Raw genomic sequence first — 15,405 nt, 5'->3', positions numbered from 1 at the left:
TGCTTTAGTATATCATAAAATTGAAAAAAATGGATAAAAATACCCATTTTTATTTCACAACTCTGTAAATATGGTTCACAGCCACATCAAAAGTCACTGCTTTTCCAGCCAAATCAGCTGCACCATAATTTTTAGGAAAAGTCACTTCAATCGTTTTTGATTCTTTCGCTTTCATTCCCATTAATTGATCTTCAAATCCATCAATAAATGTACCAGAACCAAGTTCCAATAAATATCCACTAGCACTGCCACCACTAAAGAGCTCTCCATCTTTTTTTCCAACATAATCAATCTTGACAATATCACCCTTTTGACATGCTGAAGATGTTTCTTCACGATAGACAGACACAAGATCAATATCAAAAGTCACATCTTTTCCAGCCAAATCAGTTGAACCATAATTTTCTGGAAAAGTCACTTCAATCGTTTTTGAACTACCCAAACTCATACCAGCAACCTGTTCTTCAAACCCATCAATATAAGTTCCAGAGCCTAATTCAAGGATAGCTCCTTGGGCTGTTCCACCTTGGAAAGCTGTCCCATCCAGTTTTCCAACATAATTCAATTTCACAACATCACCATTTTCAGCTTTGATATTGCTTTCTGTTTTCTTTTGTGAACTACAGCCAAACAAAACACTTAAACATAAAGCTAAACTTAATATTTTTTTCATTGTCTTCTCCTATTGATGATTAATCACATAATAATTTTTCTTACCACGTCTAATAACTGTTGCCTGTTTTCCAAAAGCATTTTCTTTTTGAATAACAAACTCAACATCAGTGATCTTTTCACCATTAATCAAAACAGATCCACCAGTCACAAATTGACGTGCTTCACGATTAGAAGACGCTGCCCCAACTTTAACTAAGGCATTTAAAATCTGCATATCTTCATCTAATTCAATACTTGGAACACCATTAAAACAAGACTGAACTTGTTCTAATGTTAAATTTTGAATTTGACCAGAGAATAACATTTGGCTAATATCCAATGCTTCCTGATAAGCTTCCTCACCATGAATAAAGGTAATAACTTCTTTTGCTAATGCTTTATGAGCTTCTCTTAAATGTGGCTGTGTTTTGTTTTTCTCAGCTAATTCTTCAATTTCTTCTTTTGATAAGAATGTTAAGAATTTTAAATAATCAATAACCTTATCATCTTCTGAATTAATAAAGAACTGATACATCTCATAAGGAGATGTTTTCTTTCTATCCAACCAGATTGCATGACCATTTGTCTTACCAAATTTCGTACCATCACTTTTTGTGAGCAATGGCATAGTAAATCCATAAGCTTCCTGACCTGTTTTCTTTCTAATCAATTCAATCCCAGCAGTAATATTTCCCCACTGATCCTGACCAGCAACCTGCATATGACAATCTTTATTTTCATATAACCAGTAAAAATCCATCGCCTGCATAATCATATATGAAAATTCAGTATACGTAATTCCTAAATCTAATCTTCTTTTGACAATATCTTTATTCAACATATAGTTGATATTAAAATATTTTCCATAATCTCTCAAGAAATCAATAAAATTTAAATCCTTTGACCAATCATAATTATTAACCACTTCAAATCCAAATAAATCCTGAGCTTGTTTTTTCAAACAATCAAAATTATGTTGAACTTGTTCTTTTGTAATCATTGGTCTTTCCGTATCCGGTTTTGGATCTCCTATCAAACCAGTTGCACCTCCAACTAGTAAAATCGGATTATGTCCAGCATCTTTTAATCTTTTACTGATTAAAAATGATGAAAAATGACCAATATGCAAACTATCTCCGGTTGGATCAGTCCCAATATAAAAAGTCATTCCTCCATTATTCAATTTTTCTTCAATGTCTGGTGAACTTACATCCTTAATTAATCCACGCCATACCAATTCATCATAAATTTTCATAATATCCTCCTTTAAATAAAAAAGAATTCTATCCCAAAGGACGAATTCTCGCGGTACCACCTTTATTTATGCATTAAGCATACTCTCTTTATTGATAACGGTGTTGCCACCGGCTAAACTTTGCATTTAGCTGCTCTAGAGTGTATTCATTATATCTATTGTCCTGTTTTCACCAGCCACAGGCTCTCTGTATCAAATCAATATAATTACTTGTCTCTTTCAACGCTTGTTTATATCATATTAAATTTTACAAATGAAGTCAATAAGGAAAAATAATTCTTTATGAAAATGTAAATATTTCTGCTAATTTTTCTTTAGATTCTTCAATCCGATATTTATCAACAATAATAATCACCTGATCTCCTACATAAAATTGTGTATCTCCATGTGGGATAATTTCATTTTTACCACGCATTAAAGAAACCAATAAACATCGAGGTGGTAATTGCAAAGAGGCGACAGTCTGATTCACAGCAATACTCCCAAGACTGACCACAAATGATATTAATTCTTTATTTTCAATATAATCAATAGGGTTTTTATTTTTTGTTAAACGATGTAATAAGCTTTCATAAATAGGCTCACTCCCAATACTATTAGCAATAATATAAGCAATAAATGAAACTGTTGCTATAGGAAGAAGAAGCTTTAATGTCCCACACATCTCTGCAATTAATACAATTCCTGTAATAGGTGCGCGGACAATCCCAGCAAAAAAACCAGCCATTGCAAAAATAATAAAGTTTACAAAATAAATATCTTCAACTCCACATAAGATAGCCACTTGCCCAAAAATAGCACCAATTAAACTTCCTAAAATCAGCAAAGGAAAGAAAATACCACCTGGTGCACCAGAACCAAAACTCAGCAATGAAAAGATAAATTTAACAATTAACAAAATAATCAATGTACTTAAAACAATATGATCACTATTAAGATAATCAACCAAAACATGTCCTCCACCAATAACTTGCGGAATATAAAGTCCTAAGATTCCAGAAATAAAGAGAGGAATAATGACTTTTTGATGAGATTTTAAAAACGGAATCTTATCATACAGTTTTAATGAAGTCATGGTCATTTTGTTATAAAAAGCACCCAATAATCCAGTTGCGATTCCTAAAACCAACAACCAAACATAATGATGAAGTGGTAATGTATTTTCTAAAACAAAGTGTAATGATGGTGACAATCCAAAAATCTGTCGACTTAAAAAATCTCCAGTAATAGAAGCACACATAACCGAAACCAAAGCACTTGTAGAAAAGTTTTTATGAACTTCTTCTAAAGCAAACATAATCCCTGCCAAAGGAGCATTGAAAGCAGCGGATAACCCAGCAGCCGCTCCACATGTCAATAAGAATCGTTCTTCTGTCTTGATTCGATGGAAAAACTGTGAAACAGCTTTCCCAACCATTGCCCCTAACTGAATACTTGGTCCTTCTCGTCCTAAAGACAATCCACCAACAATACACAATGTCCCAGCAATCATCTTAGAAATTAAAATCTTATACCAGCATTGGTTGATTTGTCCTTGTACTTCTGCTTCAACCTGTGGAATTCCTGAACCAGAGATATAAGGCTCATACTTTAAAAACAATGATATAATGATTCCCAAAATAACCAGGCCAATCAACCATAAAATGATATAAATCACATTGCCTTTTACAAATGAAACAATTGTAAAATATAAGTTCTCAGCATTCGTCAAAAGCAATCGATAAATAATCGCAATCAGTCCAGCAAAAGCACCCACCAATAATCCCTCAAAAAACAAACGACTGCTCAATTGACTTCTCTCTTTTAAAATATGAAGTGTCTCTGAATCTCTCTTTTCCATATTTTCCCCTCTCTCACAAAAAAACTTCTAAATCAATAGAAGTTTTATTTTGTTGTTCCTCTTGGCATCAATAAATGCAATACTGGAACCTCTTTTTGATCAATTTCTTCTTCATTTAATATTTTCGTCAATAGACGAACAGCAAGTGCCCCCATATCATAAACAGGAACATGAATAGATGTTAATGGTGGACGACAAATCAAAGCATAACTTGTGTTCATCATACCAATAACTTCCATCTCATCAGGCACCTGAATACCATTATCCACTGCTGCATTAACAACCGCAACAGCCTCTTTATCATAACCAGTCAAAACAAGATCATGACGATGTGACTGAAAATATTCTAAAAATTGAGGATAACTTTTTTCATAATGAGTTGATGTATGAATCATTTGTGACTCTAAATCAAAAGTCATACCATGTTTTTGATAAGCCTCCTTTATCCCAGCGACAAAATCTTCTGTCTTAATAAGATTTTGTCGAGGACTTACAAAAACAATATCAGTTTTACCTTTTGCTAAATATTCATCAACAACTTCAAAAGCAATCTTTTTAGAATCTACAAATATAGATCCCATATACTCACTAGATACACGTGAACCAATCACAACAGAAGGAATTTTATATTTATTAACCAATTCAATTTCTTGATCAATTTCTTCATTATTAAAAAGAATAACACCATCAGCTCTTGATTTCACGACTCTTTCGATCACTGTTTCAATGGGATTCCCATCACCAATTTCATCAGTTGTATAAATACTAACATTATAATCTAAACGGCGACTTGTATCACCAATTCCACCAATCATATCTTTCACATGAGCAAACAATGATTGTGGAAACACAATAGCAATTGTTGTTGTTTTACTTGTTGCAAGACCCCTTGCAATTTGATTAGGTTTGAAATCCAGACGTTGAATTGCTTCCATCACACGATCACGCGTTCCAGGTTTCACAACATTTGAACCATTAATAACACGTGAAACCGTTGCTAAAGAAACACCTGCTTCTCTAGCAACGTCATAAATCGTTACATTCTTACCCATACTTAATCTTTGATTTCTTCAATCATTTCTTCAAGTTTATCTTCAACATCATCAATTTCTTCTTCTAATTCATTTAAATAATCATCATCTAAAGAGGCATCCAAAACTTTTGTTTTGACCTCATCAATTTTAGAATTGACTTTATCAGTTAAATCAACAACACTTTCTTTAACTTGCATAAATTGGTCACTTTCTTTAACCTTTGCTGCAAATTCTTCTAATTTTGCTTCCAAATCAGTTAATTTTTGTTTTGTTGTATCTTTAAACGTATCAACATCAAATTCATCAACAGATTTCTTTACTGTTTCAATTGTTTGACCAAGTAAAGCTTCAACATCTTCTTTTGTCATATTCTTTAAATTATCATACGCTTTTAAAGATTCTCTTTTAATATCCTCTCTTAATTCACTACCTTTTTTAGGAGCAAGCAATAATCCTGCCGCAGCACCAATTCCAAGTCCCATTAAAAACTTTCCAAATTTCATTTTCTTCTCACCTTTCTTTAATTATTTTTTTCTTCTAAACATAGAAGTTAAAAAACCTAATAGAGAAAGCATACTTGCTTTCAGTCCACCTCTTGAAAAGAATCCACTTACGAGTTCAACAGGGGCATTTAACATATCCATCTTATTATTGACATCATCTAAAATATGATTCACTTTTGCTAAAGTTGTTTCTAGAATCGTCATTAACACAGTCGCTTCTTTAACTGCTCCAGACATTCTAATCAGCAATAGCCCTAAACTTAATAAAGCAAAGGCTCCAGACAATATTAAAATGCAATAGCATACTAATTTTGCGTCCATAAATTCTCCTTTCATCGACTTTTATTCATTATACCATAAATTTCCATTGATTAAAAGTCAGCACTTAGTGAGACTCTTTATAGGCTATAACATTATCTTCTAATTTATAAATATCTTTACTACTCATAAACAAATAAACAACATTATCATATTGAGCTAATAATTTGACAGCCTCTTCATCCTCATGAATAACTTGTGCACGTGGAATATATTGTGCAATTTCATAAATATCTATATCAATCCCTGGTTCTTTTTTAGCATTTTCAGGAAAATGAACAAGAAATGGATGATCTGCTAAATTTAAAGATGCTGCAAATTCTTTGGCAAATCTTAATCCTCTTGAAAAACGATCAGGCTGGAATATAGCAACAATTTTTTTACCCGGATAACGTGAACGTGTCGCTTCAATAACATATTGAATAGCCGTTGGATGATGAGCATAATCATCAACATAAATATTATTCCCAATTTCTTTAACTGTATAACGACGCTTCACACCATCAAAAGTTGATAAACGTTGCTGGATATAATCAGCACGCATATTTTCTAAATAGCCAAGTGTTATCACTGCTAAAGAGTTATAAAGCATATGCATTCCATAGAATGGCAAAGCAAAATGTCCAAACAATTCACCATGAATATAAACATCAAAAGATAAACCATGTTCATTGTTTAATATATTTTTAGCTTTAACATCATTATGTTCGCCTACTCCAAATTTTAAAACACGTGTTGTATAATTCAGATGAGGAAGATAAGGATCATCTCCCCATACCACTACTGTATCTTTTACTTGATTGGCAAATTTTTCAAATGATTCTTGATATTGTTCAATCGAATGAAAATAATCAACATGATCCATTTCAATATTATTAATCACTGCATATGTTGGATAATAATGTAAAAAATGATCTTGATACTCACATGTCTCAGCAATAAAATAATGACTACCTTCAACCGCATGACCAGTTCCATCACCAATTAAGACAGATGTTTTATCATAATCCTTAAACAAATGATAAGCCATCCCTGTAGTTGTTGTTTTTCCATGTGTTCCAGCAATTCCTATAGAAGTATACTGATCCATTAACTGTCCTAAAAAATCATAATAAGTATGTGTTTTCACACGTGGATTGTCATAAGCTGCCTTAACTTCTTCATTTGTTTCATCAAAAGCATTACCAACAATGACATCATAATCATCTTTAATATTATTCTTATCAAAAGAATAAATAGGAATCCCTCTTTTTCTAAGTTCATCCTCTATAAAAATATATTTATCAATATCACTTCCAGCAACTTCATAACCCAAATCATAAAGAATTGTTGCTAATGAAGCCATACCTGAACCTTTAATTCCAATAAAATAATACATCCTTGTCACCTCTTCACTATTCTAGCACAAATTTTGGAAAATGTATGCTTTCTCTTTATATTTTTTATATTTTTTTTGAAATGTCACATACTAATAATGTCAATAGAAAACAAAGGAGAAAACAATGAGTCATAAGAAATCAAAGAACAAACAAAAACAAGAGATGAACAAAGGTTATAATCAAAATCAGCAAGCAAATGATAGTTTTGAACAAATGGATAACTTTAAATTTGAAGACAATTCTAATGCTCGCGCATAAACACGGGAAACCGTGTTTTTTTATTTACCCTTATTTTTCCCTCATTGTTATAGATTATTCAAAAGAAAAAGGAAGTTGCCTTCCTTATCCAATAACTAATAAATCTTTTGTATATGAGTTTAAAACTTCACAGCCATCTTTTGTAACCAAAACAAGATCTTCAATACGAACACCAAAATCACCTTGAAGATAAATGCCTGGTTCAATTGAAAAAATCATTCCTTCTTCCACTTCCATATCAAAAGCAGCAGAAACATCACCATATTCATGAACATCTCTTCCAATAAAATGTCCTAAACGATGATTAAATTGTTCACCATAACCAGCCTTTGTTATAACATCTCTTGCTGATTGATCAATATCGCATAATTTAACACCTGGTTTAATCATGGCTTCAGCAGTTTCATTAGCCAAACGCACCAAGTTATAAACTTCTTGTTGTTTTGGTGAAACTTCTTTATAGAAAACGGTTCTGGTCATATCACTACAATACCCTTGATATAATCCACCCATATCAATCACAATACTATCACCTGGCTGCAATTTTGTCTCATCACCTTCATGATGTCCATCAGCACCATTTGCTCCATAAGCAATGATAGCTGGAAATGAGAAAGAAGAACACCCTAATGATTGAAAAATCTCAGTAACTTTCTCTGTGACTTCAATTTCACTTAAATCACCTTGAGCACATAATTGGATAACCTGATCCATTGCCAAATCATTAATTCGACTCGATTCACGCATCAGTTCTTGTTCTTTATGATCTTTAATCATACGAACATGATCAACACAAATAGACCCTATTTCAAAACAACATTCTTCATTAGCAAGTTCCATGACACGCATCAAGAATTTAGCTTCCCAATTTTTATCTACACCTACAACATGTGCATTGACTAAATGTTGAGCAACCAACGCAGCTCCATCATCAGTATCAGCATACCAGACAATATTAAAATCTAATGACTGATCTAGGTAGAATAATTTATTAAGAAAAATCGTATGTTGACCATCTAATGATAGTAATAAGACAAACATTCTTTCACCAGGATGATTGTCATATCCTGTTAAATAATGAATTGAACTTGGTTCACTAATAATCAAATGATCCATTCCTCTTAATTGCATTTCATTAAGAACTTTATTTATTCTCTGTTGATGCATCTTCATTCACTCCTATTCCTAATTCATCTAATTGAGCAATAGCAACTGCTGTTGGTGCTTTTGACATTGGACATGTTGCACTTGTATTTTTAGGGAATGCAATGACATCTCTTAAAGAATCACAACCACAAAGTAACATGGCAATACGATCTAATCCTAACGCAAAACCACCATGTGGAGGTGTTCCATATTGAAGTCCTTCTACAAACCATCCAAATTGTGAATCGATTTGTTCCTGGGTCATTCCTAAAGCTTTAAACGCTCTTTCTTGCAAGCTTTGTTCATAGATTCTTTGAGAACCCCCACCTAATTCAAATCCATTTAAAACAATATCGTAAGCATCTGCTAAACAATGTTCAGGATCTGTTTCTAATTTATCAATATCTTCATCCTTTGGACGTGTAAATGGATGATGTTTCGCATAATATCTTTGTGTTTCATCATCATATTCAAACATTGGGAAATCCACCACCCAAAGGAAATCAAATGTCGCTGGATCGTATAATTTTAACTCTTTTCCTAAGAAATTACGAATTGCTGCCAAGGCATCACATACAACTTCATATTTTGCATCACTCACAAATAACAATAAATCATTTTCATGTGCATCCATGGCTGTTAATAAGCGAGTTAACTGTTCTTCAGTAAAGAATTTTGCGATTGGTCCCTGCACACCTGCATCTGTTACTTTTAACCATGCTAACCCTTTGGCTTTATATGTTTTGGCTAAATCAGTTAATTGATCAATTTTTTTACGTGAATAATTTTGTGCTTCACCAATGACATTAATCCCTTTAACATGCCCATGAGCTTCTAAAGCACTTTTGAACACCGCAAAATCAACATCAGCAACAACTTCATTTAAATTAACCAATTCTAATCCAAAACGTGTATCAGGTTTATCAATCCCATATTTTTCCATCGCTTCATGCCAAGTCAAGCGTCTTAAAGGTAATTCAATATTGATTCCTTTGACATCACGCATAACTTTTGCCATCATACCCTCACCAATCTCTAAAATCTGATCAGTTGATAAAAAGCTCATTTCCACATCGACTTGTGTAAATTCAATTTGACGATCAGCACGCAAATCTTCATCTCTAAAACAACGTGCAATCTGATAATATTTTTCAAAACCAGATACCATTAATAACTGCTTAAATAATTGAGGTGATTGTGGCAAAGCATAAAAAGCTCCCTTATGGACACGAGATGGAACAAGGAAATCTCTTGCACCTTCTGGTGTTGAACGATTTAAATAAGGTGTTTCAATATCAATAAAATCAAGATTATCTAAATATTCTCTAATAGAACCCGTAATCTTATGTCTGATCATGATATTTTCCTGCATCTTAGGACGTCTTAAATCCAAATAACGATATTGCATTCTCGTTTCTTCTAAAGCATCTGTTTCATCCGCAACAATCATTGGAGTTAATTTTGCTGTATTGATAATTTGAAATTCTTTTGCCTGAATTTCAATATCTCCTGTTGGCATTTTTGGATTTTTAGAAGATCTTTCAATCACTGAACCTTTTACCTGTAAAATATATTCATTTTTAACTTCTTTTAATCTTTCTTCAAAAGACTCATCAAAAATAACTTGTGTTATCCCATATCGATCTCTTAAATCAATAAAAACAAGTGCTCCTAAATTTCTCTTTTTAGCAACCCAACCAATCAATTCAACATTATCTCCAACATGTGATAAACGCAATTCTCCATTATTATGTGTTCTATTCATGATGATCTCCTCCTTCATAATGATTTTCAATAAATGCCACAATATTTTCTAATGGCACAATACTTTGTTCCTTAGAATGATTACATTTCATATTCACAACTTCTTTTTGAACTTCCTCTTCACCAATAATCATTGAAAAATGAGCATGATAGCGATCAGCAGACTTAAATTGTCCTTTTAATCCACGATCACATTGATCCATATCACATGTAAATCCATTCGCACGCAACATTGTTAAAATCTGCATTGCTAAATCCTTTGCTTCATGACCTAATGGCATAATATAAACATCCAAACCATCTTCCTCATTATTGTCATCACCTAAAGCAATCATTAATCTTTCCATACCAAAGGCAAATCCAACACCAGGATTATCTGGTCCACCTAATTCACTAATTAAACTGTTATATCTACCACCAGCACCCACAGTCGCCCCAGCACCTAATTTTGGATCATCTGAGATGACTTCAAAAACAGTGTGTGAATAATAATCTAATCCACGAACCAAATTCGTATCAATCACATAATCAATTTCTAAATCATCTAATAATGAACAAACCTTATCAAAGTGTTCTTTAGCACTTTCACTTAAATAATCAATGGTTCTTGGAGCATCCTTCATAGCACTATGATCTTTATCAACTTTACAATCTAAAATACGTAAAGGATTTTTCTCAAAACGTTGTTGACAATCATAACACAATTCATTTAATACCGGTGCAAAATGCTGTTTTAATGCTTCTCGATAAGCATCCCTTGAAGCTTCATCACCTAATGAATTAATATGTAATGTAATATCTTTTAATCCCAATGCTTCCACCACTGTTACAGCCATAACCATACATTCAACATCTACATAAGGTGATTCTAATCCAATCATTTCTACACCAAATTGATGAAATTGTCTTTGTCTCCCATTCTGTGGTCTTTCATATCTAAACATTGGTCCCATATAATAATATTTTTGTAGTTTTTCAGGTAATGCATATAACTTGTTTTCCACATAACTTCTTGCAATCCCGGCTGTTCCTTCTGGACGCAAAGTTATAGAACGTCCTTTTTTATCTGCAAAAGAATACATTTCTTTAGTGACAACATCAGTTGTATCACCCACTGCTCTTGAAAACAATTCCGTATGTTCAAAAATTGGTGTTCTCATTTCCTTTACATTATAATTTGCACAAATCGTTCTTAATAACTGCTCTAATTCCTGCCATTTCCCTGATACTTCAGGTAAAATATCAACTGTTCCTCTTGGTGCACTATAAGCCATAATCTTCTCCTCCTTAAAATAATAAAAACGTCCTTATCTAAGGACGTTCATTCACGCGGTACCACCTTAGTTCATACATTGTATGCCCTCAATATCTTAACGCGATAAACGGTTACTTTCATAACATCCTCCAAAGTGTCCCATAGCTTCCTTTTACTGTTCTCACCAACCACAGTATCTCTTCAAAATTTCACTATTTAATCTTCTTCAACGGAACTTATCTGAATTATAATGTATTCTTGACAAAAAAGCAATCCTTTAAACAAGAAAAGGAATTATTTTCATTCATTACTCAATTGAAAAACTAAATTCCACCCTCTCCACTCATTAGATAATGCATTATTTGTTAATATGATGAAAAGTTATTTTATAGTTCTTCTTTTGTTTTAATAACCAGACTGATACAAGCATTAGTATTAAAAATCTGATATATTGGAATTAAGAAATGACTCTATATTTTAGGGTATATCACTACTTATCAAAGAGGAGGAGATTATATGTGAAGAAAAAAATATTTATTTTATTGCGATTTGTTGTCTTGCTTTTGTGGGTTATTTATCTTTGATAAATGAACAACATTTCCAAGTTATGCTTATATTGCTGACGTTATAGAAACTGATTCTGAGATTACTTTTGAAATATCCGATGGTACTGGTGACAACAAATATCATCATTATGAGTTAAATGATATGGGGAATGGTGTTTATGAATTTCAATTATATCAATTCTTTTTCACAGGTCATCATTATCCTAAGTTCATTAAAATAGATAATCAAAATCAGCAGATAAAAGAAATACATCAAATTAATCTCGACAAACAAATAGAAATGATTTATCCATACCAATAAAGATTCGCATGTTACACATATTTAACTGAATACTTGAAGAATTTATTGGAGAAAACAAAGCATTAGGAAACGATGGAGAAGTTGAAATAGAATGTCTACGATGTCACGATTTAATAAGTTGATTCAAATAGATATAACAATTTTTAGCGACTTCGTTTTAAAACCAACCTGAAAGTTGGTTTTTCTTTATCTGTCCTATATTCCTTGATATATCCAAATTCTTGATAAACAAGAAAAGATAGGAATCTCTCGACTCCGGCTCTATAATTTAACTGGAGGATTTAAATAAATCTTTCAGTTTTATTTTTTATATAAAAATAGACATAACTATAACCTTACTGTAAAATTTATGTGCTAACTAAAATTCTTTGGAGGTTATATATTATGTCCACTTCTGATTATATCAATCTTATTCTTGAAATTCTACAAATTAATCATTTTTCTCATCTTTTTATTCCTGCTCCCTTTGATGATTCTTCTTCATGTCTTAAAAAAGTTCCTGATTCTAACGGTGTTCTCACTTTATTCATCCATCTTAAATCTCAAGTCTCTCCTCTTGTCTGTCCTCACTGCGGTTCATATAATCATCACATATCTAAAGGAACAAGATCTATCAATCTTAAGCATTTCTCCTTTGGCTCTCTCCCTGTCGTTCTTGTGGTTTCCTATCACAGATATATTTGTCATGACTGTTCTTCCTATTTCGTTGAAGATATTCCTTTTCAGTTTTACAATAGAAAGGCTACTATTCCTAATGTTCAGTCCGCTCTTTTTGAATTGAATGAAAATCATTCTATGGCTTCCATCTCCAGAATGCATGGCCTTGGTAAAAATACTATGTATCGCATCTTCAGTGAAAATATCCATATTCCTGATAGATTCTATCATCTTTCCTCTGTTATCTCTATTGATGAATTTAAGGCTACCAGCGATAAGGGAACTTATGCTTTTAATATAGTCAATCCTATCACTGGTAAAACTCTTGATATTATCGAAGATAGAAAAGCTTCCTTCCTGAAAAACTATTTCCTTAGGTTTCCCTTCTCTGAAAGAAAGAAGGTTAAGTTTATCATTATGGATCTTTCTGGTCCTTTTTACTGTATTATGCATTCTCTTTTCCCTCATGCCCAGATTATATGTGACAGGTTTCATTACGTCAGACTTGCTGGTCAGAATTTTATCCAGTCAAGACTCGATGCCTGTTCTTCTCTTCACTATCAGCCATTAGCTAAATCTATCAAAAGACAGCTTCGATTATTCTATAAATTCAGAAAAGATCTGGATAATGAAAAGACATGGTATGATTTTCATCTGAAAAGATACTTTACCTGTGCTTCCTATATTGATTATCTTTATGATCTTAGTGAAAGAAGAAATGATAAAGACTGTGATGATAATACTATGTTCGATTCTCTTGTCATTTTAGAAATGCTTGATAACTATGAAATTTATCAGAATCTATTGAAACTTATACATGAAAAACATAATGACTACAAAAAAGAATTAAACAGATGGCTTGATTATATCTTTGATACTCAAAATAGTTATTATCAGATAACTGCTAAAAACTTTAGAAAGAGATGGTTTATTCCTCTTTTATGTTCATTATCCTATACAACCATATACAAAAGAAGAAACAGATCATATAGAACGAGCTTTAATAATGGATTCATTGAAGGAATGAATAATAAAATCAAACTTGTCAAAAGGAATGCATATGGTTTCAGATATTTCTACAATTTAAGAAAACGCATATTTTTACATCTTGGATATAGTTATACTTTTACTTATAAAGACAGAAAAAAAGGAATCCCTATTTTTCAATAGTTATTCCTTTATCCTCCACTCTTGACACAGAGCCTCGACTCCTATCCTATATAAAGAAGAAATATTATCTTCTATGTGACTTATTTATATAAATCTCATAAATAATATTCATTATTTATTTGCTTACCATTTTCATATCACTCTTTTAACAAGCTCATTTCTTTTTGACTATCTTTTCTATTTTCCATTTCCTACATATCCTAGAAACACTTGTTAATTCGTTTCAACTCAATGATAATCTCATGAAGGATGTTTCCATCTTTTCCATAAAGTGATTTCATCATGTCTTTTTTTACTCATTCATATTAGCAACTTACTTATTGGTATATGCGACATTTATTCTTACAATTTCATCATGGATACAATAATAATTAAAAACTATTTTATACTTTCGATTTCATTTATAATACCAAATATTCAAATCCAACAAACAAATACTTTTACATTAATATGAACTTTCTCATTCACCCATCATGATCTTTCTTTACTATATCATGAACTTTTTTATATTTACGGCCTTTTTAAATTCAGGCCTAACGTATGTTAGGGGGTAGCAAATCTCTTATTAATCGATAATCTTTTGGAAGATTAAGATTAACCATGAATACAGGTCCTAAATATAAAGTTTTTATTTTCATATCATTTAACATCTCTAAGACCTCCTTTCATGTCCTTTCCTTTTCTACATCTATATAATAGCACAATCCTTCTTAAAATGGAAGCCCTTACACTTTCATATTTTGAAAATTTATTTTTCTAAATACATTTTCCAAATCTCTAATTCTCGCTTAGCTGATTCGATTGAGTCAGAAGCATGAATAACATTGTTAACAAGCCTATTTTCCTGATCGGCTAAATCATAATTATCATGACTAAATGTTCCACGTATGGTTCCTGGTGCTGCTTCAATTGGATTGGTTTTTCCAACCAATTTTCTAGAATAAGCAATAATATCTTCGCTTCCTGTATAACTCACTTTCATTGGCATAATCCAATGTGGTCCATCAAAATAAAATGTATGAAATAACCGAGCCGGGAAATTAAAGACCGCACCTTTATCATCAATCACTTGATGATAATGTTCTAATAACACCTTCATTACATCCATATTGACTTCAACAACCTGAGACGACTCAACACATAATCCATGGTCTTCCATCATCTTTAAAATTGCATCTGGCTGATTGCCCTGAAAAGCATCTGGTTTTAACATCATATACGTATATTGTTTCATTGTTCTTCCTCTTTTCTTTGGATATCTATTATTTTATCATAAATGCTTTCAAAAGATGTCAAATATACAAA

14 protein-coding genes and 2 other annotated features are annotated in these 15,405 nt (G+C 32.1%); of the genes, 3 read left to right on the top strand and 11 right to left on the bottom strand.

The genetic code is table 11. From position 1 onward, the window contains the following. Nucleotides 1-49 precede the first annotated feature (49 nt). The 7 genes from BN1865_RS01620 to murC form a co-directional block, all read right to left on the bottom strand. Nucleotides 50-673, bottom strand: a complete 624-nt coding sequence (locus BN1865_RS01620; RefSeq protein ID WP_050635520.1) for an FKBP-type peptidyl-prolyl cis-trans isomerase — start codon at nt 671-673, stop codon at nt 50-52. Between the two features lie 9 nt (nt 674-682). Then, nucleotides 683-1,909 (bottom strand): tyrosine--tRNA ligase, encoded by a 1,227-nt coding sequence (gene tyrS / locus BN1865_RS01615; RefSeq protein ID WP_050635519.1) that lies wholly within the window; start codon nt 1,907-1,909, stop codon nt 683-685. A 33-nt stretch (nt 1,910-1,942) separates the two neighbouring features. Further along, nucleotides 1,943-2,141: a binding site (T-box leader), on the bottom strand. Between the two features lie 48 nt (nt 2,142-2,189). After that, on the bottom strand, nt 2,190-3,749 hold the full coding sequence (locus BN1865_RS01610) for a ClC family H(+)/Cl(-) exchange transporter (RefSeq protein ID WP_050635518.1): 1,560 nt from the start codon (nt 3,747-3,749) through the stop codon (nt 2,190-2,192). A 44-nt stretch (nt 3,750-3,793) separates the two neighbouring features. After that, the gene (locus BN1865_RS01605) at nt 3,794-4,801 is read right to left on the bottom strand and encodes a LacI family DNA-binding transcriptional regulator (RefSeq protein ID WP_050635517.1); all 1,008 of its coding nucleotides are present in this window, start codon (nt 4,799-4,801) and stop codon (nt 3,794-3,796) included. Nucleotides 4,802-4,803: 2 nt separating this feature from the next. Continuing rightward, entirely contained in the window at nt 4,804-5,286 is a 483-nt protein-coding gene (locus BN1865_RS01600) for a YtxH domain-containing protein (RefSeq protein ID WP_050635516.1), read from the bottom strand. Nucleotides 5,287-5,307: 21 nt separating this feature from the next. Next, on the bottom strand, nt 5,308-5,607 hold the full coding sequence (locus BN1865_RS01595; protein WP_050635515.1) for a hypothetical protein: 300 nt from the start codon (nt 5,605-5,607) through the stop codon (nt 5,308-5,310). A 64-nt stretch (nt 5,608-5,671) separates the two neighbouring features. Continuing rightward, on the bottom strand, nt 5,672-6,982 hold the full coding sequence (gene murC / locus BN1865_RS01590; protein ID WP_050635514.1) for a UDP-N-acetylmuramate--L-alanine ligase: 1,311 nt from the start codon (nt 6,980-6,982) through the stop codon (nt 5,672-5,674). Between the two features lie 124 nt (nt 6,983-7,106). Here murC and BN1865_RS18900 point away from each other — a divergent pair, with 124 nt between their 5' ends. After that, nucleotides 7,107-7,241 (top strand): hypothetical protein, encoded by a 135-nt coding sequence (locus BN1865_RS18900; protein ID WP_255351745.1) that lies wholly within the window; start codon nt 7,107-7,109, stop codon nt 7,239-7,241. Between the two features lie 84 nt (nt 7,242-7,325). Here the strand turns inward: BN1865_RS18900 and BN1865_RS01585 are convergent, their stop codons facing one another. From BN1865_RS01585 to hisS, 3 genes are read right to left on the bottom strand one after another with little or no spacing between them, the layout of a single operon-like run. Then, the gene (locus BN1865_RS01585) at nt 7,326-8,408 is read right to left on the bottom strand and encodes a M24 family metallopeptidase (protein WP_050635513.1); all 1,083 of its coding nucleotides are present in this window, start codon (nt 8,406-8,408) and stop codon (nt 7,326-7,328) included. After that, the gene (gene aspS, locus BN1865_RS01580) at nt 8,386-10,152 is read right to left on the bottom strand and encodes an aspartate--tRNA ligase (RefSeq protein WP_050635512.1); all 1,767 of its coding nucleotides are present in this window, start codon (nt 10,150-10,152) and stop codon (nt 8,386-8,388) included. Before aspS ends, BN1865_RS01585 begins: the two co-directional genes overlap by 23 nt. Then, nucleotides 10,145-11,425, bottom strand: coding sequence for a histidine--tRNA ligase (hisS, locus tag BN1865_RS01575; RefSeq protein WP_050635511.1), 1,281 nt, complete (start codon nt 11,423-11,425; stop codon nt 10,145-10,147). The genes aspS and hisS overlap by 8 nt, the downstream gene beginning before the upstream one ends. A gap of 36 nt (nt 11,426-11,461) precedes the next feature. Continuing rightward, nucleotides 11,462-11,645, bottom strand: a binding site (T-box leader). 469 nt (nt 11,646-12,114) lie between these two features. On the opposite strand from hisS, the gene BN1865_RS18265 reads away from it, so the two are divergent. Together BN1865_RS18265 and BN1865_RS17845 are read left to right on the top strand one after the other, a co-directional pair. Further along, complete coding sequence (locus BN1865_RS18265) at nt 12,115-12,273, top strand: hypothetical protein (protein ID WP_157844071.1); 159 nt, start codon at nt 12,115-12,117, stop codon at nt 12,271-12,273. Nucleotides 12,274-12,657: 384 nt separating this feature from the next. After that, complete coding sequence (locus BN1865_RS17845; protein WP_050636206.1) at nt 12,658-14,100, top strand: ISL3 family transposase; 1,443 nt, start codon at nt 12,658-12,660, stop codon at nt 14,098-14,100. Between the two features lie 748 nt (nt 14,101-14,848). Here the strand turns inward: BN1865_RS17845 and BN1865_RS01560 are convergent. Next, nucleotides 14,849-15,334 (bottom strand): nucleoside-diphosphate kinase, encoded by a 486-nt coding sequence (locus BN1865_RS01560; protein WP_050635508.1) that lies wholly within the window; start codon nt 15,332-15,334, stop codon nt 14,849-14,851. Nucleotides 15,335-15,405 lie beyond the last annotated feature (71 nt).

Origin of the sequence: Candidatus Stoquefichus sp. SB1, assembly GCF_001244545.1 — a bacterium.
In the GTDB taxonomy this organism is placed as follows: Bacteria; Bacillota_I; Bacilli_A; order Erysipelotrichales; family Coprobacillaceae; genus Stoquefichus.
The sequence above is the reverse complement of the archived record's forward strand: the minus strand, read 5'-3'. Positions and strand labels throughout refer to the sequence as shown.

Excerpts from the sequence above, each read along its gene's own strand:
- tyrS (WP_050635519.1), bottom strand. The coding sequence starts at position 1,909 with ATGAAAATTTATGATGAATTGGTATGGCGTGGATTAATTAAGGATGTA.
- BN1865_RS01600 (WP_050635516.1), bottom strand. The coding sequence starts at position 5,286 with ATGAAATTTGGAAAGTTTTTAATGGGACTTGGAATTGGTGCTGCGGCA.
- BN1865_RS01620 (WP_050635520.1), bottom strand. The coding sequence starts at position 673 with ATGAAAAAAATATTAAGTTTAGCTTTATGTTTAAGTGTTTTGTTTGGC.
- BN1865_RS01560 (WP_050635508.1), bottom strand. The coding sequence starts at position 15,334 with ATGAAACAATATACGTATATGATGTTAAAACCAGATGCTTTTCAGGGC.
- BN1865_RS01585 (WP_050635513.1), bottom strand. The coding sequence starts at position 8,408 with ATGCATCAACAGAGAATAAATAAAGTTCTTAATGAAATGCAATTAAGA.
- murC (WP_050635514.1), bottom strand. The coding sequence starts at position 6,982 with ATGTATTATTTTATTGGAATTAAAGGTTCAGGTATGGCTTCATTAGCA.
- BN1865_RS01610 (WP_050635518.1), bottom strand. The coding sequence starts at position 3,749 with ATGGAAAAGAGAGATTCAGAGACACTTCATATTTTAAAAGAGAGAAGT.
- BN1865_RS18900 (WP_255351745.1), top strand. The coding sequence starts at position 7,107 with ATGAGTCATAAGAAATCAAAGAACAAACAAAAACAAGAGATGAACAAA.
- BN1865_RS01595 (WP_050635515.1), bottom strand. The coding sequence starts at position 5,607 with ATGGACGCAAAATTAGTATGCTATTGCATTTTAATATTGTCTGGAGCC.
- BN1865_RS01605 (WP_050635517.1), bottom strand. The coding sequence starts at position 4,801 with ATGGGTAAGAATGTAACGATTTATGACGTTGCTAGAGAAGCAGGTGTT.
- hisS (WP_050635511.1), bottom strand. The coding sequence starts at position 11,425 with ATGGCTTATAGTGCACCAAGAGGAACAGTTGATATTTTACCTGAAGTA.
- BN1865_RS17845 (WP_050636206.1), top strand. The coding sequence starts at position 12,658 with ATGTCCACTTCTGATTATATCAATCTTATTCTTGAAATTCTACAAATT.
- aspS (WP_050635512.1), bottom strand. The coding sequence starts at position 10,152 with ATGAATAGAACACATAATAATGGAGAATTGCGTTTATCACATGTTGGA.
- BN1865_RS18265 (WP_157844071.1), top strand. The coding sequence starts at position 12,115 with ATGGGGAATGGTGTTTATGAATTTCAATTATATCAATTCTTTTTCACA.